Origin of the sequence: Candidatus Centipeda massiliensis (assembly GCF_900290285.1) — a bacterium.
Taxonomy (GTDB): Bacteria; Bacillota; Negativicutes; order Selenomonadales; family Selenomonadaceae; genus Centipeda; species Centipeda massiliensis.
The window spans coordinates 18312-42404 of the sequence record NZ_LT985759.1 but is presented as its reverse complement, the minus strand read 5'-3'; the positions used below and the strand labels follow the sequence as shown (position 1 = coordinate 42404).

Sequence of the window (24093 nt, the reverse complement as noted above, 5' to 3'; positions counted from 1 at the left end):
AATTAACAAAACTTGGTTGGCTTCCTCATGCCGCAGAGGATGTTGCTATTGCATAATTTTTTTCATTCAAGATAGCTATGGGGGACTTTTGCGCTTTTTTATTCTTGTATAAACTTTTCATAACAAATATGAGAGAGGTAAAATATCATTCGAGCAACAATATCGTCTATTCATGCAAGTATCATGTCGTTTTTTGCCCCAAATATCGTAGAAAAGTACTGGTCAACGGCGTTGACACCAGACTGAAGGAGCTGGTCATGTCAATCTGTGAAGAAATCCATGTCGATGTCATCGAAATGGAAATCATGCCGGATCATGTACATCTTCTGCTTGAAGTACACCCACAGTTTGGGATCCATAAAGCCATAAAGACCATCAAAGGGAAAACGTCGCGTATTCTAAGGCAGGAATTTCCTTGGCTAAAGACAAAGCTCCCCACCCTTTGGACAAACAGCTATTTTTGCGCTGCGGTTGGCGGTGCGACGCTGAGCATTGTAAAGCAATACATCGAGAATCAGAAAACATCGCAAAGGAAGTGAGAATATGAAGACCTTCTGCTTTAAGTTGTACAAGGCAAAGAGAAACCGAAAGCTCCACCGACAAATCAATGCGGCAGGTCTCATTTATAATCACTGTATTGCCCTGCACAAACGGTATTATCGTCTATATCACAAATCGCTGAACGTCTATGCCCTGCAAAAACATCTCACGAAGCTCAAAAAGATCCCCCGGTTTTCCTACCTGAAAGAAATCGGTGCACAGGCGGTGCAGGACATCACGCAGCGGATTGACCGTGCCTACAAACTCTTTTTCCGAAACCTGAAACAAAAGGTGCGCACGGCGCCGCCCTCGTTCAAGAAGGTGAGAAAGTATAAATCCTATACCTTGAAGCAGGCAGGGTGGAAGCTCCTAGAAGGAAATGCCGTCCAAATCGGTACGCAAAAGTACCGCTATTTCAAAAGCCGTGCCATCGAGGGAACGGTCAAAATCGTCACCATCAAACGGGATGCACTTGGGGATCTCTATCTTTATTTCGTCTGTGAGACGGCAGAAAACGAAGTTTTGGCAAGAACGGGTAAAAGCGTCGGCTATGACTTCGGGCTCAGGCAGTTTCTCATAGCGTCGGATGGGAACGACAGGGAAGCCCCGCTCTTTTTCAAGGCGAATGCAGCAGCGATACGCAGGGCAGGGAAAGCACTTTCGCAGAAACAGAATGGGTCGAACCATCGAAAGAGGGCACGGCTCGCACTGGCACGGCTGCACAAGAAGACAGCGAATGAGCGCAAAGACTTTCATTTCAAGCTGGCACATGCGATCTGCGAGGAATACGCTCTTGTGTGCATTGAGGACTTGAATCTGAGGGGAATGCAGAAACGATGGGGACGAAAAATCTCGGATTATGGATTTGCAGCGTTTGTGGAAATCCTAAAGCATCAGGCGAGCAAAACAGGAACGACGATTCAAACGATTGATCGATATTATGCAAGCTCGCAGACCTGCCATATCTGCGGCGCGCAGAATCCGGAAACGAAAGATTTGCGCGTCCGAGAATGGACATGTCCGCATTGCGGAGCCATTCATGATCGGGACAGAAACGCCGCAAAGAACATCTTGAAGGTTGGGGCATCAACCTTCTTTGGAGAGGCATCGTAAGACCTGCATTTAAGCAGGCAAATGCCGTCTGTATCCAAGAATCCCCCGGCTTTAGCCGTGGGGAGTATGTCAAACTTTGTTTAACATTCCCCCGTATGATGTAACCATAGCAGTGATACACCAATATTGATGCCGCAAGGCAGAGGAGGAAATCATCATGGAAATGCAGAATGTCATAGACGACGATCTTTTTTGAAAGTGTATATGGCAGTGCACCGAAGGTATTTTCCCGAAATTCACCTTTTGTGAAAATTTCATTACGTGATTGACATGGATTATCTCAATGGGGTATAATGTGTTTGCATCATTTATCGGTGCGAAACTACTCCGCGCGTGGAGGGAGGGGAAATGCATGGCAAATGAAATCAAGGTCGGCAAAAATGAGTCGATCGACAGTGCTCTCCGCCGCTTTAAGCGTATGTCACAGAAGGCCGGCACACTTGCCGAGGTTCGTAAGCGTGAACATTACGAGAAACCGAGCGTTCGCCGTAAAAAGAAGTCTGAGGCAGCGCGTAAACGCAAATACAGGGGCTGATTGCAAAGAGGCATCCGTGGACGCAGTGCCACGGATGCTTTTCTATTATTTATGGAAGGATGAAGAGAAATGTCGTTGATGGAAAAATTGACAGCGGATATGAAGGAAGCCATGAAACAGGGCGAAAAGGAGCGTCTCTCCGTGATCCGACTCGTGCGCGGCGCCGTTCGTCAGGCTGAGATCGACGGAAAAAAGACGCTGAGTGACGATGAGATCATCAGCGTCATCACAAAGGAAGTGAAGATGCGCCGTGACTCCATTGAGGAGTTTGAACGCGGGGGACGCGCGGATCTGGTGGAAAAGACCGAGGGTGAGATTGCAATTCTCATGCCTTATCTGCCGGAACAGCTCAGTACCGATGAGGTAAAGAAGATCGTCGAGGCGGCTGTTGCCGAGGTTGGCGCGACCACGGCAAAGGATATGGGCAAGGTCATGGGCGTCCTCATGCCGCGCGTCAAGGGGCGTGCGGACGGAAAACTCGTGAATGAACTCGTCCGCTCGCTTCTCAAATAATTGTCCAAAGCGCAACACATCCCCGCACATTCTTTTTGACAAAGGCGCGGGGATTTTCGTATAATTGGAAAGAAAATTGAAGTTTGAAGGAGCGCATGATATGGCGGAAAAAGATAAAAAGGACAGCAAAAAAGATAAACCCATGACGCGTGAGGAGGCGCTCGAAAATGCCCTCAAGCAAATTGAGAAAGCGCATGGAAAGGGCGCAATCATGCGTCTTGGTGAAGCCAAGGCAAACATGAATATCGAGGTCATATCGACGGGTATTTTGCCGCTGGATATTGCACTCGGCGTTGGCGGCATCCCGCGCGGGCGCATCATTGAGGTCTATGGTCCCGAGTCCTCCGGCAAGACGACCGTGACCCTCCACATGATCGCCGAGGCTCAGAAGGCAGGGGGGCTTGCCGCATTCATCGATGCCGAGCACGCCCTTGACCCCGAATACGCGCGTAAGCTTGGCGTCAACACAGAGGATCTTCTGATCTCGCAGCCAGACACTGGTGAACAGGCGCTTGAGATCGTGGACGCGCTCGTACGCAGCAGCGCGATTGATATCATCGTGGTCGACTCTGTCGCGGCACTCGTGCCGAAATCCGAAATCGACGGCGACATGGGTGCCTCTGTCGTCGGACTTCAGGCACGCCTCATGAGTCAGGCGATGCGAAAGCTCACGGGCATCATCAGTAAGACACGTACAGTTGCCGTCTTCATCAATCAGCTGCGCGAAAAGATCGGCGTGACATACGGCAACCCTGAGACGACAACGGGAGGGCGTGCGCTGAAGTTCTACGCCTCCGTTCGTATTGATGTACGGCGTGCGGACTCCATCAAGCAGGGGACAGAGTCACTTGGCAACCGCACGCGTGCCAAGATCGTCAAGAACAAGGTCGCACCGCCCTTTAAGACGGCTGAGTTCGACATCATGTACGGCGAGGGAGTCTCGCGCCTCGGCAGCATCATCGACATGGCAGTAGATCTCGACATCGTGGACAAGAGCGGCGCATGGTATGCCTACGAGGGGACACGGCTCGGACAGGGCAAGGAAAATGCAAAGGCGACCCTTGAGGAAAAACCGGAGATGATCGCCGAGATCGAGGAAAAAATCCGCACGAAAATTCTTGTCGAAGGAGAAAAGCCGAAAAAGAAATCATCGAAAAAAGTCGCGGCGGCTGCGGAACAGGACGCCGCGGATGCTCCAGAGCAAGAAGTCCCCGAGCAGGATGTTTCGGAGCAGGATGCTATGCCGGAGACGGATGAATGAGCGCTTCTCCAGAGACCTCACCAAAACCACCGCGCAGATCCCATGAAAAGACCGCGCTCATGATGGCAGTTGACTATCTCGCACGGCAGGCGCACAGCGAAAAAAAACTGCATGAGAAACTGGCACGCAAGGGCTTTTCGGAGGAGGAGATCGACGACGCCATTGCGCGCCTCATTGAGCGGCATTATCTCGATGACACAAAGCTCTGTACGGAGCAGTTCATGTATCTCTATGACGAGGGGCGCAGCTCAGTCCGACAGATCTGTGCAAAACTCATGCAGCGCGGATTTGATCACGACCTGGTATGGAGTGTTGTGCCGGAGGATACCTATGACCGTGAGGTTGCCGCAGCCGAACGTGTCCTATCAATGAAGTTCAAACCGACGGACAAGCATCAAAAGATGATGACAAATCTCTATCAAAAGGGATTTTCCGTGGATGTGGCACATGCCGCTGTGCAGAATTTTACGGAAGACGCAGAAGAATAATTCCCTAGAGCGAGGAAGGAACGCCCATGATGAACAAAAACGATGTCGCGGAAATGATTTTGGTGCTTGACTTTGGCGGACAGTACAATCAGTTGATTGCACGCCGCGTACGGGAAAATCATGTCTATTGTGAAGTACATTCGCATACATTGTCCTTAGGTCGTATTCGTGAGCTGGCACCGCGCGGCATTATTCTGACGGGCGGACCGAACAGTGTTTATGGTGCGGAGGCGATCACGGCGCCAAAGGACCTCTTTTCGCTTGGTATCCCTGTGCTTGGTATCTGCTACGGCGCGCAGCTGATGGCACATCTTTGCGGCGGCACGGTTGAGACTGCGCCAACGAGCGAATATGGGAAGACGGAGGTGGACATCACAGATCGTTCGTCTCTGCTGTTCGACGGAATCCCTGAAAAAAATATCTGCTGGATGAGTCACACGGATTATATCAGCGAACTGCCTGCAAACTTCCATACAACAGCAAGCACACCGGTTTGCCCAATCGCTGCAATGGAGAATCCTGAGGCGCAGCTCTATGCCGTGCAGTTCCATCCAGAGGTTCTGCACACAGATCACGGGACGAAAATCCTGCGCAACTTTGTCTATCACGTCTGTAAATGTACGGGAACGTGGCGGATGGATTCCTTCGTGCAGAAGACCGTGGAGGAACTGCGCACAAAGATCGGCACGGGGCGTGCACTTTGCGCACTCTCAGGAGGCGTGGACTCCTCTGTCGCAGCAGTCCTGCTCTCCAAGGCGATTGGCAGCCAGCTCACCTGCGTCTTTGTCGATCATGGACTGTTGCGCAAGAATGAAGGTGATGAAGTCGAGGCAGTCTTTGGCGGCTCTGGCACATACGATGTCAATTTTATCCGCATCAATGCGCGTGACCGCTTCTATGCAAAACTCAAAGGAATCACCGACCCCGAGGCAAAGCGCAAGATCATCGGGGAGGAATTCATTCGCGTGTTCGAGGAGGCGGCACATGAGATCGGTGCGGTGGATTTCCTCGTGCAGGGGACGATCTATCCCGATGTCATCGAGAGCGGGCTTGGAAAATCTGCGGTCATCAAGTCACATCACAACGTCGGCGGACTTCCTGACCACGTAGACTTCAAGGAAATCGTCGAGCCGCTTCGGCTGCTCTTCAAAGATGAGGTGCGTGCCGCAGGACGTGAGCTTGGCATTCCGGACTACCTCGTTGATCGCCAGCCGTTCCCGGGACCTGGACTCGGTATCCGCATTATTGGAGAAGTCACAGCGGAGAAAGTTCACATCGTACAGGAGGCTGACGCCATCTACCGTGAGGAGATTGCAAAGGCAGGAATTCAGGGGAATATAGGTCAATATTTTGCCGCGCTGACCAATATGCGATCTGTCGGCGTCATGGGGGATGGACGAACATACGACTATGCCGTTGTGCTGCGTGCCGTTGAGACCAGCGACTTCATGACGGCGGAGGCGGCGCAGCTCCCGTGGGAAGTCCTGTCAAAGGTCACAACACGCATCGTCAATGAAGTCCGCGGCGTCAATCGCGTGCTCTATGACTGCACGGGCAAGCCACCGGCAACCATCGAACTGGAATAAATAAAAATAGCGCAGAGATCCTTATGTATCAAGGTTCTCTGCGCTTATTTATTTTCTGTGACCACCGTTTGACATCTTTCTTGCTGCAGGATCATCCACACATGGAGAGGAGAATTGACACACTTTTTGATGGTGTCAAAAGCCGTTTTTCCCGCCAATAATATGGTATAATGGCGTAAGATGATTAACCTGAGAGGTGTGTGTATGGACAAATACAGCGAGATTCTTTTCGCATGGCAAAATTTGAACATCCAAAACGCAGCTGAACTCGAAGCGGCACTCAATGGATATGTGATTCAATTTGCATATCATTCCGGGAAAATTGAAAACCCCAATATTACGTACAATGATACCCGTGAGATCTTTGATCGTGACGGTGTTACGAATTTTACGGGCGATGTCCGAACAATCTTCGAGATACGTAACGCCAAAGATGCCAGCAATATGCTTCTGGATGCCTTTGAACGCCATGAACCGCTGTCGCAGGACTTTATCCTACAGCTTCATTATGAGCTGACGAAAAACACCTATGATACGCGCAGATGGCAAGTTGGTGAGCGACCGGGGGTGTTCAAGAAACATGATTATGTCACCGGTCGATACGAGGTCGGAAGCGCACCGGAGGATGTAGAGAGGGAACTTGCTGCCTTACTTGAGGAAATCCATCAAGCTGCAATCCGCACGAACGATCATATCTTTACGGCTGCTGCATATTTCCATGCAAAGTTCGAGAACATACACCCCTTCTCTGATGGGAATGGGCGCACTGGGCGACTTGCCATGAACTACTTCCTGCTGCAGCACAATCATCCGCCGCTCGTCATTCATGCGGAGGATAAGAACCTCTATTATCAGTCGTTGGAAGCCTTTGATACGCAAGAAGAACTTGTGCCGCTCAAACTCTTTTTGAAGGCTGCACTGGTCAAAACATGGGATCATCCGCGCTTCCTGCGGCATGTTCATCGACGTTAACGTATTTTATATCCGACACATCAAGCACATTATCGGGGAGGGGATAAAGGATGCCGACAAGAGCCTACTCAGATCTCTATATCGTCGACGCTCAGGAGAATCTCGGGAATATGTTTGACTATGCCGTTAATACCTGCCATATCTCCATTGGGGAAACAGCGGCATACTTTATGGATTCCGGCGTTGCGGATCAATTCGGGAAGGGAAACCCGCGCTACGTTGCCGGGCGAACCGGCTGCGAGCTCCTGTGGGACTGCCTTTGGGCACTGAACATCGAGCAGCCTCCTCAACCGCCTGCCCTCTATGCAGAAAAATCCCCGGAGTATTGGGCAGGATGGGCACTTGCCTACTACCAATGGCTGAAGAATATCCCATTTGAGACCATACTCGAAGCCGTACCCATGGAAAAAATTGTGCGCAGCTATTATCCGCTGCATGAAGCCGACATTCGGAAATTCGTTGAAGTCATGGATGTTTGGATGGCTGAAAAGAATATCCATGCGCAGGAAACACAATAGTTTGAGGCTGCTGTACGTTTGTTTCGTGCAACAGCCCCTTATTTATTTTCTGTGACCTCCGTTTGACATCTTTCTTGTTACAGGATCGCTCTCGATGCTGTCAATGATCCTATCGCGGTCCTGCGGAAGCCGTCAAGGCAAGTGGCTGTGAACGCCGCAAGCCGCTCGGATTCGTACCATTTGAATAGGACGCTGTTGCCCCTCTTTCCCATTCGCTGTATAATTGGAACAGGAGGCGATGATGATGCAGCAGTATAAATATAATCCGGCGGACTATGAAGAGATGCTTTGCGAATATATGACAGCGTTCTATCGGGCGTATGAGGAGAAGAATCGCCCCTTCATGATTTCTGAGATGAGCCATCTCTTTTCCGAGACGAAATATGCCATGAAGGAAGGGGATATTTCAGCAACTGACCGAGAGGAAATGCTGGCGTATTTTGGAGGGTTGCTTTATGGTTGATCTGAGTGATGTAAAATGGATGCCGAACCGCTTCGGCGGTTCTGAGAGCAAATGGACAATGAAATACGAGGGGAAACTCTACATGGTGAAGTTCCCCGATCCCATTCGTGCACCCAAAAAAACGACACTAGGCTATATCAATAATCATTTTTCAGAGCACATCGGCTGCCATATCTTTCAGATGCTTGGAATCCCTGCGCAGAATACATTTTTGTGGCTTGCAACGCCCCCGAACAGCAAGAGAGAAAAAATTGCCGTTGCCTGTGAGGTGTTTTGTCAGGACACGCCCGGCTGCCTCATCGAATTCAGCAAGTTCTTTCTGCATGAAACAGACAGCCAGAAACGAAACAAGACTACGATTGAAGATGTTATGCACGTGATTGATGAGGATGTGATGATAAAAAACAGGGAACAGATGAAAAAGTTTTTTTGGGATATGTTTGTGGTAGATGCGTTCATCGGAAATGGTGACCGGCATTTGGATAATTGGGGCGTTATTGAAGCCTCTGACAGATCGCTTGCCCCTGCTCCCGTATATGATTGCGGGTCTGCTCTTACCCCATTATCTTCTGATGAAGAAAAGGCAACACTTTTAGAGAGTGAGGGGAGCTTCAAAGGTACAGAATATAATCTGTGCTCTGTCTATCGCTATCAAGGAAAACGCGTCTTTTATCACGAAATCTTCAAGAACCCGCCCGAGGACCTACGCCGTGCGATTCAGCGCATTGTGCCACGCATCAAGGAGGCGTCTGCCCGCATTGATGCGTTCATCGACTGCACGGAAGGGCTTTCGGACATCTCCAAAGAGTACATGAAAAAATCCCTTGCCCTGCGTAGTGATCAGATTCTCCTTCCGTCGCTTAAGAAGTGCAACGAAAAAGATCAGACGACTGCGCACGGCACGGGCAGATAACTCCATATACTTTTGACATTCGCCAACTTTATTTATACAACATCATATTCTGAAAGGCGTTTTGTATATGTAACTGTTTATTGCCGAAAAGCCAAGTTTAGGGAACCACTGATAAAACAGTCCCGCAGATTGGCGTAGATTTTTCGTCCGAACAAGGTGGAAAACCGGACGCAGAGTAGTGCTCTGTGGAGGATTTTCCGCCGAAGTGCGGGCAAAAAAGATGCGTCAAGAGGCACAAGCTGAATTTATCCGTGGTTCCCTTACGTTTTTTGGCACTCATTCATCGCCCGCACCTTGGCGCATTGCTCCGGTGTGAGGGCGAGCTTGCCGCGGTCGAGGGAGAGAAGTCCCTCTGCGCGGAGGCGGTCAACGCTGCGGTTGACCGTCTTTAAGCTCGTGCCGATGGCATCAGCAATGTCCTGTCGGCGCATGGGGAACCGCACGGCGACATCGCATGCGGGCAGTTTTTTTTGCAGGTAGGCGAGGAGGCGCGATTGAACCGTCATGTATTTGATCTGACCGTATTCGTCCGAAACAGGCCAAGATTTTCGTGCGATCATACAGGCAACGGCAAACGCTGCTCCCGCGTCGCGTTGGAGCCACGCGGCGAACGCATCGATGCTGACAGCAAGCAGATCGCACACCGTCTCCGCCTCACACGTTGCGGCATAGTACGGCGTACCTGCAAGTGCCTCGTACTCGCCGAGGAATGTGGGCGGGTCGGCGATGGCAAACACGTACCGATCACCGCTTGAGAACTCGTTGATGATGCGCACGCGCCCCGCGAGGAGGATGTAGACCGTGTCGGCATGCGTCCCCTTGCAGCGGATGATCTCGTCGGGCTGGAATGTGAGCGGCCGCACAACGCGCAGCAGATGTGGCGGTATCTCTGGGAACGACGGCAAACGCATGGTGACTCTCCTCTCAGTACAGTTTTTTCTATTTTAGCGAAAAAAACGCGCGCTGAAAAGTCACATGTCCTTTTTTTTCGTCTGGCGCGTTTGTTATAATCAAAAAAGAAAGGGGAATGCGGTATGAGTTCAGAGAACGTGCAGAGCAAACGCGTGGAAGTGATGGCAGGGCTGACATCGTTCTTTGCCATCTCGTACATCATCATCGTCAACCCGCTGATTCTCGCGGATGGCGGGATCCCGGCGGAGCTGAGCGTGTTCGCAACGATATTCGCCTCGGCGGTCGGCTGTCTGCTGATGGCACTCTGGGCGGATGCGCCGATCATCTTGACGCCCGGCATGGGGATCAATGCGTTCTTCACATATACCGTCGTGACGAACATGGGGTTCCGTTGGCAGGAGGCGCTTGCCATCTCGCTCGTCTCGGCGCTCATCTTCTTCGCGCTGGCGGTGACACGCGCGGGCAGGGTTCTGGCGGATGCTGTGCCGAAATCGCTGAAATACGCAGTGACGGCGGGCATCGGGTTGTTTCTCGTGGAGATTGGACTGGAAAAGGCGGAGCTGATCCGTGCCGGCGAGAACTCGATCCTCGCGCTCGGTGATCTACAAAATCCGTCTGCGCAGCTCGCACTCCTCGGTCTTGTGTTGAGCCTGCTGTTCTACCAGCAGCGGGTGAAGGGCGGTTTTTTCATCGCCATCCTCATTGTGACGGTCATCGCCAATGCGCTCGACCTCGTCCACGCGAATACGATTGAGATTGATATGACGCGGCTCGGCGAGTACGGTGCGCTGCTCTTTGCGGAGGATTTCTCCTCCGTGCTGACGATTTCGTTCTGGCTTGCGGTATTCTCGATGACGATGATCCTCGTCTTTGAGTCCATCGGGTTGCTCGAAGGATTGCTGCCTGATACGGAGAAGTTCCGCAACGCGTTCCGCGCCTCGTCGCTGACAGCGGTGCTGTCCTCGGTGCTCGGGACGAGTCCGACGGTTGCTGCCGCAGAGAGTGCGGCGGGCATCGTAGAGGGGGGACGGAGCGGACTGACGGCACTCGTCGGCGGCGCACTGTTCCTGCTCACGCTCGTATTCATCCCGCTGCTCGCCTACGTTCCGCAGGCGGCCGTTGCGCCGGTCATCATCATCACAGGTGCCCTGATGATGCAGCAGCTTGAAAATATCCACTTTCAGGATTTCTCAGAGTGGTTCCCTGCGTTTCTCATCATCGTGCTCATCCCGCTGACAAACAGCATCTCGACGGGCTTGGCGTTCGGCTTCGCCGCGCACCCGATGATGAAGGTGTTTACGGGGCGCCGGCGCGAGCTCGGCACGCTCTCCTACGTCCTCGGCGTACTGTTCCTCCTGCAGCTCATCTTTGAGGCGGTGCAGTGAGTGCACTTCACTAGGGTATAGGCCGCTATGTCGGTTTTCGATAAATGTTCTTCACTGTTATGAAAGAGAGGTACACATCATGCCAACCCCACACATTGCAGCTGCAAAGGGCGAAGTCGCCGAGCGCATTCTCCTGCCGGGGGATCCGCTTCGCGCCAAGTACATCGCCGAGAACTTCCTCGAAGGTGCGAAAGAGTACACGAACATCCGCAACATTCTCGGCTACACCGGCACGTACAAGGGGCATCCCATCTCCGTGCAGGGAACGGGCATGGGGATGCCGTCGATCTCCATCTATGTCAACGAGCTCATCCGCGAGTATGGCTGCAAGACGCTGATCCGCATCGGCAGCTGCGGCGCATGCCACAAGGACATCCACATCCGCGACGTCCTCATCGCGCAGGCGACGACGACCGACTCCTCCATGCCGCGCAACATCTTCGGCTCTGCGGTCAACTTTGCGCCAGTCGCGGACTTTGATCTGCTGCGCTCCGCATATCAGGCCGCCGTCGACAAAGGCATCGCCGTGCGCGTCGGAAACGTGATGTCGCAGGATCGCTTCTACGATGACGAACTCGACATTCAAAAGCTCGCGGGCTACGGTGTCCTCGGTCTGGAGATGGAGGCAGCGGCACTCTACCTCATCGCGGCGAAGTTCGGCGTGCGCGCGCTCGCACTCTTTACCGTCAGCGACCACCTCGTCAGCGACGAGCCCCCCTCCACGGCAGAGGAGCGTCAGACATCGTTCAGCGAGATGATCGAGATTGCACTGGAGGCGTCGATCGCCTAATTGTAGGAGGAGATAGCAATGGCTGGTATCAAACGCGTATTCCTCATCGTCCTCGACAGCTTCGGTATCGGGTGTGCACCGGACGCAGCCGACTTCGGCGACGGGCGCTGCAACACGCTTGCATCGCTGACGACATCGCCCGAGCTGCACGCGCCGAACCTCACGAAGCTCGGCCTCTTTAACATCGACGGCGTCGGCTGCGGCACGCCCGCAGACAGCCCCATCGGTACTTTTGCACGGCTGCGGGAGCTCTCGCGCGGCAAGGACACGACGATCGGACACTGGGAAATCGCAGGCATCGTCTCCGAGCAGCCCATGCCGACGTATCCGAACGGATTCCCGAAGGAGATCCTCGCGCGGCTCTCGGCGGCGTGCGACGGAAAGAAAATCCTCTGTAACAAGCCCTACTCCGGCACGCAGGTCATTCATGACTACGGACGCGAGCAGGAGGAGACGGGCGGGCTCATCGTCTACACGTCGGCGGACAGCGTGCTGCAGATCGCGGCGAACGAGGCCGATGTCCCCGTCGAGCGGCTCTATGACTACTGCCGTGCGGCACGCGAGATCATGCAGGGCGAGCACGGCGTCGGGCGCATCATTGCACGGCCGTACGTCGGCAGCTATCCGAACTACGAGCGCACAGCGCACCGTCACGACTTCTCCCTCGATCCCACGGGCGAGACGATGATGGACGCGCTCATGCGGCGGGGGCATGAGGTCATCGCCGTCGGCAAGATCAGCGACATCTTCGCGGGGCGCGGCGTCACGCGCAGCACGGGTGTCAACGAGAGCAACGCCGACGGCATGGAAAAGACACTGCGCATTCAGCAGGAGGACTTCACGGGGCTGTGCTTCGTCAACCTCGTCGATTTCGACATGACGTATGGGCACAGGCGCGACATCGCAGGCTATGCACGCGCGACAACGGAGTTCGACGTGCAGCTCGGCACATTCATGGAGCGTATGCGCGAGGACGATGTGCTGATGATTACGGCCGACCACGGCTGCGATCCCGGTGCCCCCGGCACGGATCACACGCGTGAGTACGTGCCGCTCCTCGTCTACGGCGCACCGATCCGTCAGGGGCTCAACCTCGGGACGTACCCAACCTTCGCCATGATCGGCGCAACGGTGGCGGATATGTTCGGTGCGGGGCTGACGACAAAGGGCGAGAGCCTGCTGCCGCGCATTCTTGCGCACTGAGGAGGACGTACCCATGCGCATGTATGACCTGATTACGAAGAAGAAGCATGGCGTCACTCTCACTGCCGAGGAGCTGCGCAGCATGGTCGAAGGCTATGTCGCGGGCGAGATTCCCGACTACCAGATGTCCGCCATGCTGATGGCAATCTGGTTCAGCGGCATGACGGCACAGGAGACGACGGATCTGACGATTGCAATGGCAGACTCGGGCGACCGCGTCGATCTCTCGGCGATTGCCGGCAAAAAGGTGGACAAGCACTCCACCGGCGGTGTCGGCGACAAGACGACACTCATCTGCGCCCCGATTGTCGCCGCCTGCGGCGGGCGCGTCGCGAAGATGAGCGGCCGCGGTCTCGGCCACACGGGCGGTACCGTGGACAAACTGGAGGCCATCCCCGGCTATGAGACGGCAATTTCGCAGGAAAAATTCTTCTCCATTGTGAACGAATGCGGCGTGTCCGTCATCGGGCAGTCGGGCAACCTCGCGCCGGCGGACAAGAAACTCTACGCGCTGCGTGACGTGACAGCGACGGTTGACTCGATCCCGCTGATCGCGTCCTCGATCATGAGCAAGAAGCTCGCCGCCGGCTCGGACTGCATCCTGCTCGATGTCAAGACAGGCTCGGGCGCGTTCATGAAGACGCTCGACGACGCCATCGCGCTCGCGCAGACGATGGTCGCCATCGGCGAGGGCGCAGGACGGCGCACCGTCGCGCTGATTACCGACATGGACACGCCGCTGGGGCTCGGCATTGGCAACAGCATCGAGGTTGCGGAGTCGATGGACGTGCTGCGCGGCAAGGGGCCGCATGACCTGACGGAGGTGTCGCTCCAACTCGCGGAGAACATGCTCTACCTCGTCGGCAAGGGCACGATCGAGGAGTGCCGCCGCATGGCGGAGCAGTCGATTGTCGACGGATCGGCATTTGAGACCTTCTGCACGATGGTGCGGCGGCAGGGTGGTGACGATGCCGTCCTCCGCGATGCCTCGAAGTTCCCACAGGCGTCCGTACAGGTGCAGATCCGCGCGAACGCGGACGGCTACATCACGGCTATGGACGCGGAGAAAATCGGCGAGGCAAGCGTCGTGCTCGGTGCGGGGCGTGAGACGAAGGACAGTCCGATCAATTTTGCCGCAGGGCTCGTCCTGCACAAGAAATACGGTGACGCAGTGAAGGCAGACGACGTCATCGCGACGCTCTACACGGACAGTGCACAGCGCGGCGACAGCGCGGCGCAGCTCTATCGCGAGGCGATTACCATCGGCGCAGAGATGCCGCCCGTCCGTCCGCTCGTCTATGCCCGCGTGGAGAAAGACAAGGTCGTTCGGTACTAACAAATGCGATGGGGGGATTTCGTATGTTTTTCTTCGTCAACTTGCTCGGCCTTGTTGTGTTCCTCGGAATCGGCGTGCTCGCCTCGCGGAACCGCAAGGAGATCCAGTGGCGTTCGGTCGCCTCTCTGCTCACGCTGAACCTCATGCTCGCGTGGTTCCTGACCTCGTTCGAGATCGGGCGCGAGATGATTACAGCCGCTGCGGCCGGATTCACGGAGCTGATAAACATCTCGTACGTCGGCATCGCGTTCGTGTTCCCCGACTGGGTCAACGTGCCGCAGATGAACTTCTTCGCTGCGGCACTGCTGCCGATCCTCTTCGTTGTGCCGCTTTTTGACATCCTTACGTATTTCGGCATTTTGCCGTTCGTCATTCGTTGGATTGGCAAGCTGCTCACATTCCTCACACGCGCGCCGAAGTTCGAGTCGTTCTTCGCCATCGAGATGATGTTTCTCGGCAACACGGAGGCACTCGCCGTGTCGAAACTCCAGCTCATGAAGATGAGCAAGGAACGCGTGCTGACCATCGGCCTCATGTCGATGAGCTGCGTGACGGCGGCACTCATCGCCGTCTACGTCAAGATGATGCCGGCGGAGTATGTCGTCACGGCAATCCCTCTGAATGTCATCAACGCGCTGCTCGTCTCCTCGCTCCTCCATCCCGTGAAGGTTGCGCCGGAGGAGGACACGATCGCAACAATCCACGAAGGAGGTGGGCGCGAACCGTTCTTCTCCTACCTTGCGGAGTCGATCATCGGCGCAGGACGCCTCGTGCTCATCATCTGCGCGAACGTCATTGCCATCGTTGCGCTGCTCAAGTGCGTTGACCTCCTTCTCGGCGTGCTGCACCCATCGCTTTCGCTTGAACTCATCCTCGGCGTTGTACTGTTCCCATTCGCGTGGCTGCTTGGTCTCGCGCCGGCAGAGGCTTTCCAGATTGCCCAGTACATGGGAACGAAGTTCATCACGAACGAGTTTGTTGTCATGCTGCAGATCCAGGATGTCGTCCGGACGTGGCCCGCACACATGCAGGCTGTGATGACCGTGTTCATTACGTCATTCGCCAACCTCGGGACAATCGGCATCATCCTCGGCTGCTTTAAGGGGCTCGTTGACAGCGAGCGCAACACGATTGTCGCACGCAACGTGTCCTACATGATTCTGTCCGGACTGCTGGTCTCCCTGCTGTCTGCCGCCATCTGCGGATTGTTTGTCTGGTAAGCGGGGCTTACGCTGCTGCACACAAAGATATTGACTTGGGGCTGTTGCACGAAGCTAGAAAACTTCGTGCAACAGCCCTTGTCTATGTCAGCGATATCGCTACAAGCGCCCCTTCCACCGCTTACGCGGTCCCCCTCCCCCGTGTCGCACGGGGGAGGCTAGGATTATGGCATCTTAGCTTCCCCCGTCGCAACGGGGGAAGTGGCGAGTGCAGCGAGCCGATAGGGGCGTTCGTGCAACACCCCCTTTTATGTCATTCTGTGTCTTCTGTTATGAGCGGATTCACCACAGAAAAAAAGCCCTAAATAAACAGTTTATGGAAAATAAGTTCTGTGATAAACCCCCTTGACGTAATGATATGGAGTAAGGTATCACACACGGTGCAGAGATAATTTCATTATCATTTGTATTGATAAAAGACAGTTTTTAGGAGGTGTCATGTATTGACATTGAGGGACGGGAAGACAGGAATGACGCTGAAGATTCTGCAAATCAGCGAATCGCCGCTCAAGCAGCGTCTTATGTCGATGGGGATGATTCCGGGGACGAAGGTGACTGTTCTGCGCTCGGCACCTATGGGGGATCCGATCGCGGTTGGCATTCGCTCGTATAATCTCGCCATGCGCCGCGAGGACGCAGCACTCATATCTGTCGAGCAGATCGGTTAAGGGGAGGGCGGAGATATGTCAGCATTGGCAGTTGCACTGACCGGAAACCCGAATACCGGCAAATCGACCATATTCAACGCACTGACGGGTGCGCGTCAGAAAATCGGAAACTGGCCGGGGGTCACGGTTGACAAGAAAATCGGTCACACGCATTACAAGGGGCGGGCGATTTCCATTGTCGACCTTCCGGGGACGTACAGCATCAATGCCCGCTCGCCGGAGGAACAAATCGTCATCGACTACTTGACGAGTACGAAGCTGGATCTCGTCCTGAATGTCGTGGACAGCTCGAACATCGAGCGCAATCTTTTCCTCACGGTGCAGCTTCTTGAGAAGGGGATTCCGCTCCTCATCGACCTCAATATGCAGGACGATGCACAGCGGCGCGGCATCAAGATCAACACGGCGAAGCTCGAAGAGGCGCTCGGCATGCCCACCGTCGAGACGACGGGGCGCAGCAGCAAGAGTACCAAGACGCTGCTCGATGTCTTTACGAGTACGGTCATGGCACGGTACCAGCCGAGCGACCTCGTCAAGGCACATATTGCGAAGGTTCATGAGATCGAGAGCAGTTCGCGTACAGAGGCAGAGAAGGAAGAGGCGATCATCGAGGCGCGCTATGCACTCATCGATCAAGTCGTGCAGTATGCCGTAACCGTGCAAAATGTCGGTGCGACGCGATCGGAGAAAATTGATCGTTTTCTCGCGAACGGTGCGCTTGCGCTGCCGATTTTCCTTTTGATTCTCTATGGCGTGTTTCAGATCACGTTTACATGGATTGGACAGCCCATTGCCGACGAACTCGAGGTGCTCATCAACGATCAGTTCCTGAACTTTGTCAAGGATTCGCTTGTAGCGGCGGGGGTCGCGGACTGGATGGTCTCGCTTGTCACGGACGGCATCATCGCGGGTGTCGGCTCGGTGCTGACATTCGTTCCGCTCATCTTCGTCCTGTTCTTTTGCCTCTCGTTCCTCGACGGCACGGGCTACATGGCGCGTATCGCGTTTATCACGGATCCGATCATGCGCCGCTGCGGGCTGACGGGTAAGGGGATCATGCCGCTGATGATGGGCTTCGGCTGCGCCGTTCCGTCCATCATGGGTGCGCGTGCGCTCGACTCGGAAAAGGATCGCATGATCTCGATCCTCGTCACACCGTTCCTGACGTGTGGTGCGAAGCTGCCGATCATGGCACTGTTTGCGGCGATGTTCTTTCCCAACAATGCAGCAAACGTTGTGTTCCTTATGTATATCATCGGTATGGTCATGGCTATTATCATGGCGAAGGTGCTCGGTTCGACGCTGTTCAAGGCACAGGGCTCGACCTTCCTGTTGGAGCTCCCGCCGTACCGTATGCCCGATATGAATTCGGTTCTCTTGGAGACGTGGGACAAGGGTAAGGGGTACCTCATCAAGGCAGGTACGATTATCTTTGCGGCATCGGTCATCCTTTGGTTTATGTCGAACTACAACTTCGGCGGTCCGTGCGAGATTGAGGACAGCATCCTCGCGACGCTCGGCGGCTGGATGTCTGTGCTCTTCACATTCCACGGCTTTGCAACGTGGGAGGCTGGCGCGGCTGTCCTTTCCGGCATCATGGCGAAGGAAACGGTCGTTGCGACAATCGGCATTCTCTATGGTGTTGCCGATGTCTCGACCGAGGCGGCGGATGCGGTCGATACGGCGTCCACGATGCTTCAGACAGGTATGGGCGCAGCGTTTACAAGCCTTTCTGCGCTTGCCTTCATGGTGTTTTCACAGCTCTACACGCCGTGTGTCACGTCACTCGGTACGCTTAGGAAAGAGACGGGCGCGTGGAAATGGGTCGGCTTCTCTGCCGTCTATATGTTCGCGATTGCTTGGTTTGTTTCGCTTCTTGTCTATCAGATTGGTCGGATGCTCGGCTTCTGATGGGAGGCTCTGAGGGGGAATTCTTATGGCGACCTATGTTGTCGGTGCATTTGTGGCGGCTGCGCTCTTTTTTGCCGTTCGCCATGTCTATCGGAACTTTTGTCTGGGCAGGGAGGACTGCTGCGGCAGCAGCTGCTCGTCATGCGACGAACCTCCTTCCTGTTGCCATTCATCGGAACAACCGAAAAAATAAAGGAATCGCTGATAAGCTGAAGTTATCAGTGTTTCCTAAAAAGGGGGCTGTTGCACGAAGTTTTTTAGCTTCGTGCAACAGCCTCTTTTTGCTGTCTACAAGAGATCATATTATGAAGTAATCGCTGACAAACCCGTCAAGCTTCTGTCCGGAGCAGATTCTATCATTCGTGGGTCTGTATCTTTCGGATGCGCTGCGCAATTAGAGCGAGTACCGGAAGCTCGATCAGCGGCCCAATGATGAGTGCAAGTATGGTCAGTGGGCGATCAGGGAATGCAGCGGCGGCAATCGCAAGGGCGAGAGGCGAGTTGCGTGCAAGCGTGGTGAAGCTGAGTGCCGTGAGGTCTGCCCGCCGAAAGCCAAGACGCATACCAAGCTGACGTACGAGCACATAGTTGACACTGAAGAAGATCAGCATGACGAGGAGCATATTGGCGAAGAGTTTCGAATGTGCAAACAGTACTGCACTTTCCGATGCAAACATAGCGAGAACAGCAGTCATGAGAAAGCCGAGCTGCAACGTGTCTCCCCATGTACGGAGACGAGCGATGCTGCGTGCCATAAGCGGGGAGATGCGTCCAAGTACATTGCTGCACGCCGCGAGTCCCAAGGGCAGGAGAAGCACGACCAGCGCACTGCGAACGACCTCCGCGTCGGTTATACGGATAGCATCCCCGTAGAACAGCGCCAGATCGACAGGCAGAAGCAGAATTTGCAGTGCGAGGTTCAGCGGCAGGATCGAGGCCCCGAGTACCGTGTTGCCGCGTGCCTGCGCCGTAAAGACGAGATACCAGTCCGTGCATGGTGTCACGAGGAGCATCATCAGCCCAAGCTGCATATCAATGTTCTCATGAAAGAAAAGAAGTCCCAGTCCATAGGAAAAAACGGGTGTCCACAGGAAATTGACTGCGGTGGCGGTCAGTGTGAAGCGGACATTCTGGAACGCCGCACGCAGCTCACTGCCGTCTGCGGAGAGAAAAACAATATAGAGGAGTGCCATGAGTGCCGGCGTAATGATATGCGAGGCGATCTCGCAGAATGATGTCATATATCCGAGGCCAATTCCTGCCAGCGCCGCTGCGATGATGAGCAGCGGCTGATATATTGCAGCTATATTCATACATATTCCTCAAGGAAACACTGATAAAACGGTAGATCAGCCTCCCCCCCCGCCGCTGCGGGGGAGGTGGCACGCGACGGCGTGACGGTAGGGGTGCCAGAAGCTTATGCGCATGGATACCGCGAAGGTTGATTGAGGAAGCACTGATAAATTCAGCCACGCCATCTTGACGCATCTTTTTTGTCCGCACTGTGTCGGCAAATCCTCCACATAGCCCTGCTATGCGTCCGGTTTGCCTCCTTGTTCGGACGAAAAAATCTACGTCAATCTGACGGACTTCATTTTATCAGCGATTCCTGAAAACGCAAGTGGATGAAATCTCACTTCCCTCGATAATGATACCATTTCCACTACTTCGGGAGTAGAGCTTCTTTGTTTTATCTGTGTTCCTCTGTATTTCGCTTCGAGAACTGCTCCGCGAGATTGTCCAGATATGCAGCAAGGCGTGCGCAGCTGCCCTCATGTGCGAGCTGCGCAATCATCGTCATGTGGTGTCTGAGATCGTGGCGCATACGGCGCGAGCTGCGCCAGAGGGCGAGCATCGTTTGATAACGCGCCTCCTCGGCACTGCGGATCATCTGCTCATGGAGCTGCCGCGTGTGGAGTGCATTGCCCTCCTCCGTATAGCGTGCGAGGAGGTTCGATACGCGCAGGTATTGGATGAGGGCGAGCGGGAGCAGCAGCCGCGCAGCGATGATCGTCGGCTGCACCGACGTCCCCGATGGATCTGCGGCGACGGCGAGCGCGACGAGAATCACCTCATAGCCGCAGAGATAGAGCAGGAGCCTACGATCATCAACGAACAGCATCGGCATGAGCAGGTGGCGGATCGTATGCAGCGCGGCAGGCAGGACGAGGAGGAACATCATGGGGACGAGCAGACATTTCCACAGCCCCGGCGGCAGTCCTGCGCCGAAGAAATATTCCGCCGCCGCACCGATCGTCCCCGCAAGCATCAGCAGCGGATAGACGAGCAGGGCGATCGAGAGCACGCGCAGCGGGCGGTCATGGATCGTCGCCATCATATAGAGTACGGCGAGCGGGCGGCACAGGAGGGCAGTCAGCGACATATCCAGCCCCGCCGTCATCTGAATGCCCTGCGTCAGTACGAGCAGGAGCAGATAGCCGACGAGGATACAGCCCCGCGCAAAACGCAGCCGCTCACGAAAGACATAGAAAACGAGCAGGTCAAAGGGCGGTGCACACACGAGCGTATGCAGCAGCCGAATCTCCGTGTCGGTCATGCTCCGTCGTCCTCCTCGCAGCCGCCTTCCTCACAGGCATCCGTCCGCGTGCCGTTTGCCGCACGCATCACTGTCGCTTGCAGCACAATCGAGACAGCAAAGAGCGCGCCCTCCGCCGCAATCTCCATTGTTCCGCCATAGTGCGCCAGACTCGCGCGTATGCTCTCCATACCGATGCCGCGTTCAGTATAGCCGCGCTTGGACGAGAGCAGCTGCTCCTCGGCATCGTAATGCAGCTCTCCGTCATAGCTGTTGTCCATCGTCAGAAAGAGCGTGTCCCCCTGATGGATGAGTGCAAGCTGCAGGATGCGCGGGGCATCGGGCGCGAGGCGTTCCATTGCCTCGGCGGCATTGCAGAGCAGATTGCCAAGGATTGCCGTCAGATCGAGCGGGTCAATCGGATTCTCCGCACCCACCTCAATGCGGTATGCCGTCTGTGCGCCGAGCCGTTCAAAGACCGGCTGCCAATAGCCGACGAGAATATTTACCGTCTCATTTGCACAGACGGGCGCGCAGCGCGTTTGGATCAGAGATGCAGCGTCGCCCATCAGCCGCTCGATGCCCGCCGTGTCCCCGCGTGCAAGCATCTCCTGCGCCGCAGCGACCATCTCCGTGAACTGCATGCGAAAAGCGCGTGTCGTGCGGTCATTTTCCTCCATCCGCGCTGCGTTTTGACGCGTGATTGCCGCCATCTCCGCCTCGCGTGCCACCCGTTCGCGCAGCACGCGCTGCCGCAGCCGCGCATTCATGGCATAGAGAGCCAGACCGATGCAGCAGAAACCGCCGACCGCCCCGCTCAGACGCACAAAGAGTGCCGTATGTGTCCGCAGATCATTGAACGGCGAGAGCAGGATCGTGAGCACGAGAATCAGCACACCCAGCCACGCGAGCGGCGTCCATACCGCATCAAAGGAATCATCCGCAAGCAGCGGAGCGGCGAACGTGCGTCCATAGTACAGAAAAAGCGGCACAGCGACGGGGAGGCAGACAATCGTGCAAAGCCCCGAGAGCAGGAACGGCACATCAAAGAGCGGGTAGGCATCCTCCACGGCATAGATCACCGTCTGCATGGCGAACCAGACCAGCCCCGGAGGGATGAGGATGCAGATCTGCTTGCCAATCGGCACGCGCGTCATCGCGAGCAGATAGAAGAAGATAAAAAAGAGAAACGGAAAGGCGATGCGCCGCGAAAACACCGTGACCGCCTCGATCCCCGTGAGCAGGAGCAGCCCCGCAATGATCGGCAGCGGAGCAAAACGCAGATAGCGGCGAAAGATATAGAGACGAACCAGATTGACGGGCAGAATGTGAACCGCCGTATACAGCAGCGTTACCAGTGGAACGGCAAGCGGATACGGCATGAGTTCGATCGCATGGAATGGGTGCATGAATCTTCTCCTATGACGAAAATCCTGCACGCATCTTCTGCAGCATATAGGCGTGGTAACTGCGCTCGACCTCACTGCTGCGGCGTGTCGCAATCGGCAGGCGTGTACCGTCCGAGAGCCAAATGCCGTCCGAAGTCAGCTGCTGTATATAGTCCATATTGACCAGCAGACTGCGGTGGCAGGCGAGGAACATCGGCATGGCATCGAGCAGCTCCCGTGCGCGGGCGAGCGTCATATAGGAGGAGCGTGTCGTGCCGTCCGTCAGATGAAACGAGCAGCGACGCCCGTCCGCATCGACATAGCGAATGGTTTCGATGGGGATGCGCTGCTCTGTGTAGTCAATCGTGAGCGTGATGGTAGGACAATCCTTTTTGAAGAACGGCGTGCGCGACAGTGCCTCGCGCACCCCTTCCTCCGTCACGGGCTTGATGAGGTAGTGCACCGCCGTCACATCGAACGCCTCCACCGCGTGCTCGCGGCTCGTCGTCACGAAGATGATCGCGCAGTTCGTATTGAATGAGCGCAGAATCTGCGCCGTACGGATGCCCGTACGCTCGCCCAGATAGATGTCGAGAAAGGCAATATCGGCACGCGCGGCGGACATGTGTGCAAGGAATTTCTTATCATCCGTGAACGCGCGAATCATAGGGCGCGGCATATACTCCGAACAGATCGTGTCGAGTGTTATGCAGAGCGTGTGCAGATCGCTCGGATTGTCATCGAGCACCGCAATCTTCATAGTATAGATGCCTCCTTTTCCATAAAACATTTTATGGAAATAAGAAAAGAATTGCAAGTATAATTTGACTGCTTTCGCGTTCATGACATACTTTCGTCGTTTATGACCAACTTTGTTGATTTTTTTCTCAGATGTGAGAAAATATTGATAGGATGTATAGTCCTTTCGTATCAGTAAAGAGGAGGAATGGAGTTTATTATGGGTGTACTGGAAAAAGCTCTTCATTGGAAGCATACGCAGAGGATCATCACCTTTGTCATCATCCTCAATGCAGCGGTGTTGGGCATATTGACGGATCGGACGCTGTCCGTCGAAGAGATTTCATTGTTGGAGATGATCGACAAAGCCTGTTTGGTGATTTTCACCGTCGAGTTGATCGCAAAACTGCTCGTTTATCGGCGAAGTTTTTGGTCAGAGGGCTGGAACATCTTCGACTTCGTCATCGTCCTCAGCTCCATCATCTTCATCTCCTCCAGTGTATCGGTCATCCGAGCCTTCCGTATCTTCCGACTGCTCAAGGCACTCGCGGAGTTCCCGGAGCTGCAGATCCTCGTATCGTCCATGCTCAAGGCGATTCCCAGTATGTCGTGGGCACTGCTCCTGCTCTTTATCATCTTCTATATCTTTGGGGTTTTCGGCAGTACCATGTATGGAGATACGTTCCCCGAGCTGTTCGGGGACATTGGCGGCTCCATGTTTACCCTGTTCCAGGTCATGACCTTTGAGTCGTGGGCGACCGCCGTGGCGCGGCCAATCATGGCAACGTATTCTTATGCATGGGTATACTTTTTGGTGTTCATTCTTCTTACCGCCATTACCCTGCTGAACGTCATGGTCGGCATCGTAGTCGAGGCGGTCGGCACCATCTCCGCAGCGGTCAAGGAGAGACAGGCGGCGGAGGCGGCGGAGAACGCACCGCCCGAGGTGCGAGCAGCCGATGAAATCGAAGCGGAAATCCGTCAGCACCTCGCACAAATCGAAGCGTTGTTAGAAGTAAGGAATCGCTGATAAAATGAAGTCCGTCAGATTGGCGTAGATTTTTTCGTCCGAACAAGGAGGCAAACCGGACGCATAGCCAAAGC

25 protein-coding genes are annotated in these 24093 nt (G+C 54.8%); 20 read left to right on the top strand and 5 right to left on the bottom strand.

The window, feature by feature from the left end; all coding sequences use genetic code 11:
* Positions 1–128 precede the first annotated feature (128 nt).
* The 11 genes from tnpA (at position 129) to C8273_RS12305 (ending at position 8902) form a co-directional block, all read left to right on the top strand.
* On the top strand, positions 129–539 hold the full coding sequence (gene tnpA / locus C8273_RS12355; protein ID WP_106628000.1) for an IS200/IS605 family transposase: 411 nt from the start codon (positions 129–131) through the stop codon (positions 537–539).
* A 4-nt stretch (positions 540–543) separates the two neighbouring features.
* Positions 544–1653 (top strand): RNA-guided endonuclease InsQ/TnpB family protein, encoded by a 1110-nt coding sequence (locus C8273_RS12350; RefSeq protein WP_106627996.1) that lies wholly within the window; start codon positions 544–546, stop codon positions 1651–1653.
* Between the two features lie 352 nt (positions 1654–2005).
* A complete protein-coding gene (gene rpsU, locus C8273_RS12345; protein ID WP_005841552.1) occupies positions 2006–2188 on the top strand; it encodes a 30S ribosomal protein S21 in 183 nt (60 codons plus the stop codon).
* A 69-nt stretch (positions 2189–2257) separates the two neighbouring features.
* Positions 2258–2701 (top strand): GatB/YqeY domain-containing protein, encoded by a 444-nt coding sequence (locus tag C8273_RS12340; protein WP_106627995.1) that lies wholly within the window; start codon positions 2258–2260, stop codon positions 2699–2701.
* 100 nt (positions 2702–2801) lie between these two features.
* Positions 2802–3962, top strand: coding sequence for a recombinase RecA (recA, locus tag C8273_RS12335; protein ID WP_106627994.1), 1161 nt, complete (start codon positions 2802–2804; stop codon positions 3960–3962).
* Positions 3959–4450, top strand: a complete 492-nt coding sequence (locus tag C8273_RS12330) for a regulatory protein RecX (RefSeq protein ID WP_106627993.1) — start codon at positions 3959–3961, stop codon at positions 4448–4450. The genes recA and C8273_RS12330 overlap by 4 nt, the downstream gene beginning before the upstream one ends.
* Positions 4451–4476: 26 nt before the next feature.
* The gene (gene guaA, locus C8273_RS12325) at positions 4477–6036 is read left to right on the top strand and encodes a glutamine-hydrolyzing GMP synthase (RefSeq protein WP_199821117.1); all 1560 of its coding nucleotides are present in this window, start codon (positions 4477–4479) and stop codon (positions 6034–6036) included.
* Positions 6037–6279: 243 nt separating this feature from the next.
* Positions 6280–7008, top strand: a complete 729-nt coding sequence (locus C8273_RS12320; RefSeq protein ID WP_234344099.1) for a Fic family protein — start codon at positions 6280–6282, stop codon at positions 7006–7008.
* 50 nt (positions 7009–7058) lie between these two features.
* Positions 7059–7526 (top strand): transcriptional regulator, encoded by a 468-nt coding sequence (locus tag C8273_RS12315; protein ID WP_106627991.1) that lies wholly within the window; start codon positions 7059–7061, stop codon positions 7524–7526.
* Between the two features lie 241 nt (positions 7527–7767).
* On the top strand, positions 7768–7989 hold the full coding sequence (locus C8273_RS12310) for a hypothetical protein (RefSeq protein WP_106627990.1): 222 nt from the start codon (positions 7768–7770) through the stop codon (positions 7987–7989).
* Positions 7982–8902, top strand: coding sequence for a HipA domain-containing protein (locus C8273_RS12305; RefSeq protein ID WP_106627989.1), 921 nt, complete (start codon positions 7982–7984; stop codon positions 8900–8902). The genes C8273_RS12310 and C8273_RS12305 overlap by 8 nt, the downstream gene beginning before the upstream one ends.
* A gap of 260 nt (positions 8903–9162) precedes the next feature.
* Here the strand turns inward: C8273_RS12305 and C8273_RS12295 are convergent, their stop codons facing one another.
* Positions 9163–9813 carry a Crp/Fnr family transcriptional regulator gene (locus C8273_RS12295; protein ID WP_106627987.1) on the bottom strand — a complete coding sequence of 217 codons (651 nt, stop codon included), beginning with the start codon at positions 9811–9813 and terminating at the stop codon, positions 9163–9165.
* A 123-nt stretch (positions 9814–9936) separates the two neighbouring features.
* Here C8273_RS12295 and C8273_RS12290 point away from each other — a divergent pair, with 123 nt between their 5' ends.
* The 8 genes from C8273_RS12290 (at position 9937) to C8273_RS12255 (ending at position 18520) form a co-directional block, all read left to right on the top strand.
* Entirely contained in the window at positions 9937–11199 is a 1263-nt protein-coding gene (locus C8273_RS12290) for an NCS2 family permease (RefSeq protein ID WP_106627986.1), read from the top strand.
* Between the two features lie 79 nt (positions 11200–11278).
* Positions 11279–11989 carry a purine-nucleoside phosphorylase gene (gene deoD / locus C8273_RS12285; RefSeq protein WP_106627985.1) on the top strand — a complete coding sequence of 237 codons (711 nt, stop codon included), beginning with the start codon at positions 11279–11281 and terminating at the stop codon, positions 11987–11989.
* A gap of 18 nt (positions 11990–12007) precedes the next feature.
* Positions 12008–13192 carry a phosphopentomutase gene (locus C8273_RS12280; protein ID WP_199821114.1) on the top strand — a complete coding sequence of 395 codons (1185 nt, stop codon included), beginning with the start codon at positions 12008–12010 and terminating at the stop codon, positions 13190–13192.
* A gap of 13 nt (positions 13193–13205) precedes the next feature.
* Positions 13206–14528 (top strand): pyrimidine-nucleoside phosphorylase, encoded by a 1323-nt coding sequence (locus tag C8273_RS12275; RefSeq protein ID WP_106627983.1) that lies wholly within the window; start codon positions 13206–13208, stop codon positions 14526–14528.
* Positions 14529–14536: 8 nt separating this feature from the next.
* The gene (locus C8273_RS12270) at positions 14537–15748 is read left to right on the top strand and encodes a NupC/NupG family nucleoside CNT transporter (RefSeq protein WP_234344096.1); all 1212 of its coding nucleotides are present in this window, start codon (positions 14537–14539) and stop codon (positions 15746–15748) included.
* Positions 15749–16191: 443 nt separating this feature from the next.
* Positions 16192–16416: a FeoA family protein gene (locus C8273_RS12265; protein WP_106627981.1), complete on the top strand. Its 225-nt coding sequence runs from the start codon at positions 16192–16194 to the stop codon at positions 16414–16416.
* Between the two features lie 15 nt (positions 16417–16431).
* On the top strand, positions 16432–18327 hold the full coding sequence (gene feoB, locus C8273_RS12260; RefSeq protein WP_106627980.1) for a ferrous iron transport protein B: 1896 nt from the start codon (positions 16432–16434) through the stop codon (positions 18325–18327).
* A gap of 25 nt (positions 18328–18352) precedes the next feature.
* The gene (locus C8273_RS12255) at positions 18353–18520 is read left to right on the top strand and encodes a FeoB-associated Cys-rich membrane protein (RefSeq protein WP_106627979.1); all 168 of its coding nucleotides are present in this window, start codon (positions 18353–18355) and stop codon (positions 18518–18520) included.
* A 163-nt stretch (positions 18521–18683) separates the two neighbouring features.
* Here C8273_RS12255 and C8273_RS12250 read toward each other — a convergent pair whose 3' ends face one another.
* The 4 genes from C8273_RS12250 to C8273_RS12230 form a co-directional block, all read right to left on the bottom strand.
* A complete protein-coding gene (locus C8273_RS12250; protein WP_106627978.1) occupies positions 18684–19640 on the bottom strand; it encodes an arsenic resistance protein in 957 nt (318 codons plus the stop codon).
* A gap of 377 nt (positions 19641–20017) precedes the next feature.
* Positions 20018–20884, bottom strand: a complete 867-nt coding sequence (locus C8273_RS12240; RefSeq protein ID WP_106627977.1) for a beta-carotene 15,15'-monooxygenase — start codon at positions 20882–20884, stop codon at positions 20018–20020.
* Entirely contained in the window at positions 20881–22272 is a 1392-nt protein-coding gene (locus C8273_RS12235; protein ID WP_106627976.1) for a GHKL domain-containing protein, read from the bottom strand. Before C8273_RS12235 ends, C8273_RS12240 begins: the two co-directional genes overlap by 4 nt.
* Positions 22273–22282: 10 nt before the next feature.
* On the bottom strand, positions 22283–23011 hold the full coding sequence (locus tag C8273_RS12230) for a LytR/AlgR family response regulator transcription factor (RefSeq protein ID WP_106627975.1): 729 nt from the start codon (positions 23009–23011) through the stop codon (positions 22283–22285).
* Positions 23012–23197: 186 nt separating this feature from the next.
* Here C8273_RS12230 and C8273_RS12225 point away from each other — a divergent pair, with 186 nt between their 5' ends.
* Positions 23198–24019: an ion transporter gene (locus C8273_RS12225; RefSeq protein ID WP_199821112.1), complete on the top strand. Its 822-nt coding sequence runs from the start codon at positions 23198–23200 to the stop codon at positions 24017–24019.
* Positions 24020–24093: the final 74 nt, after the last annotated feature.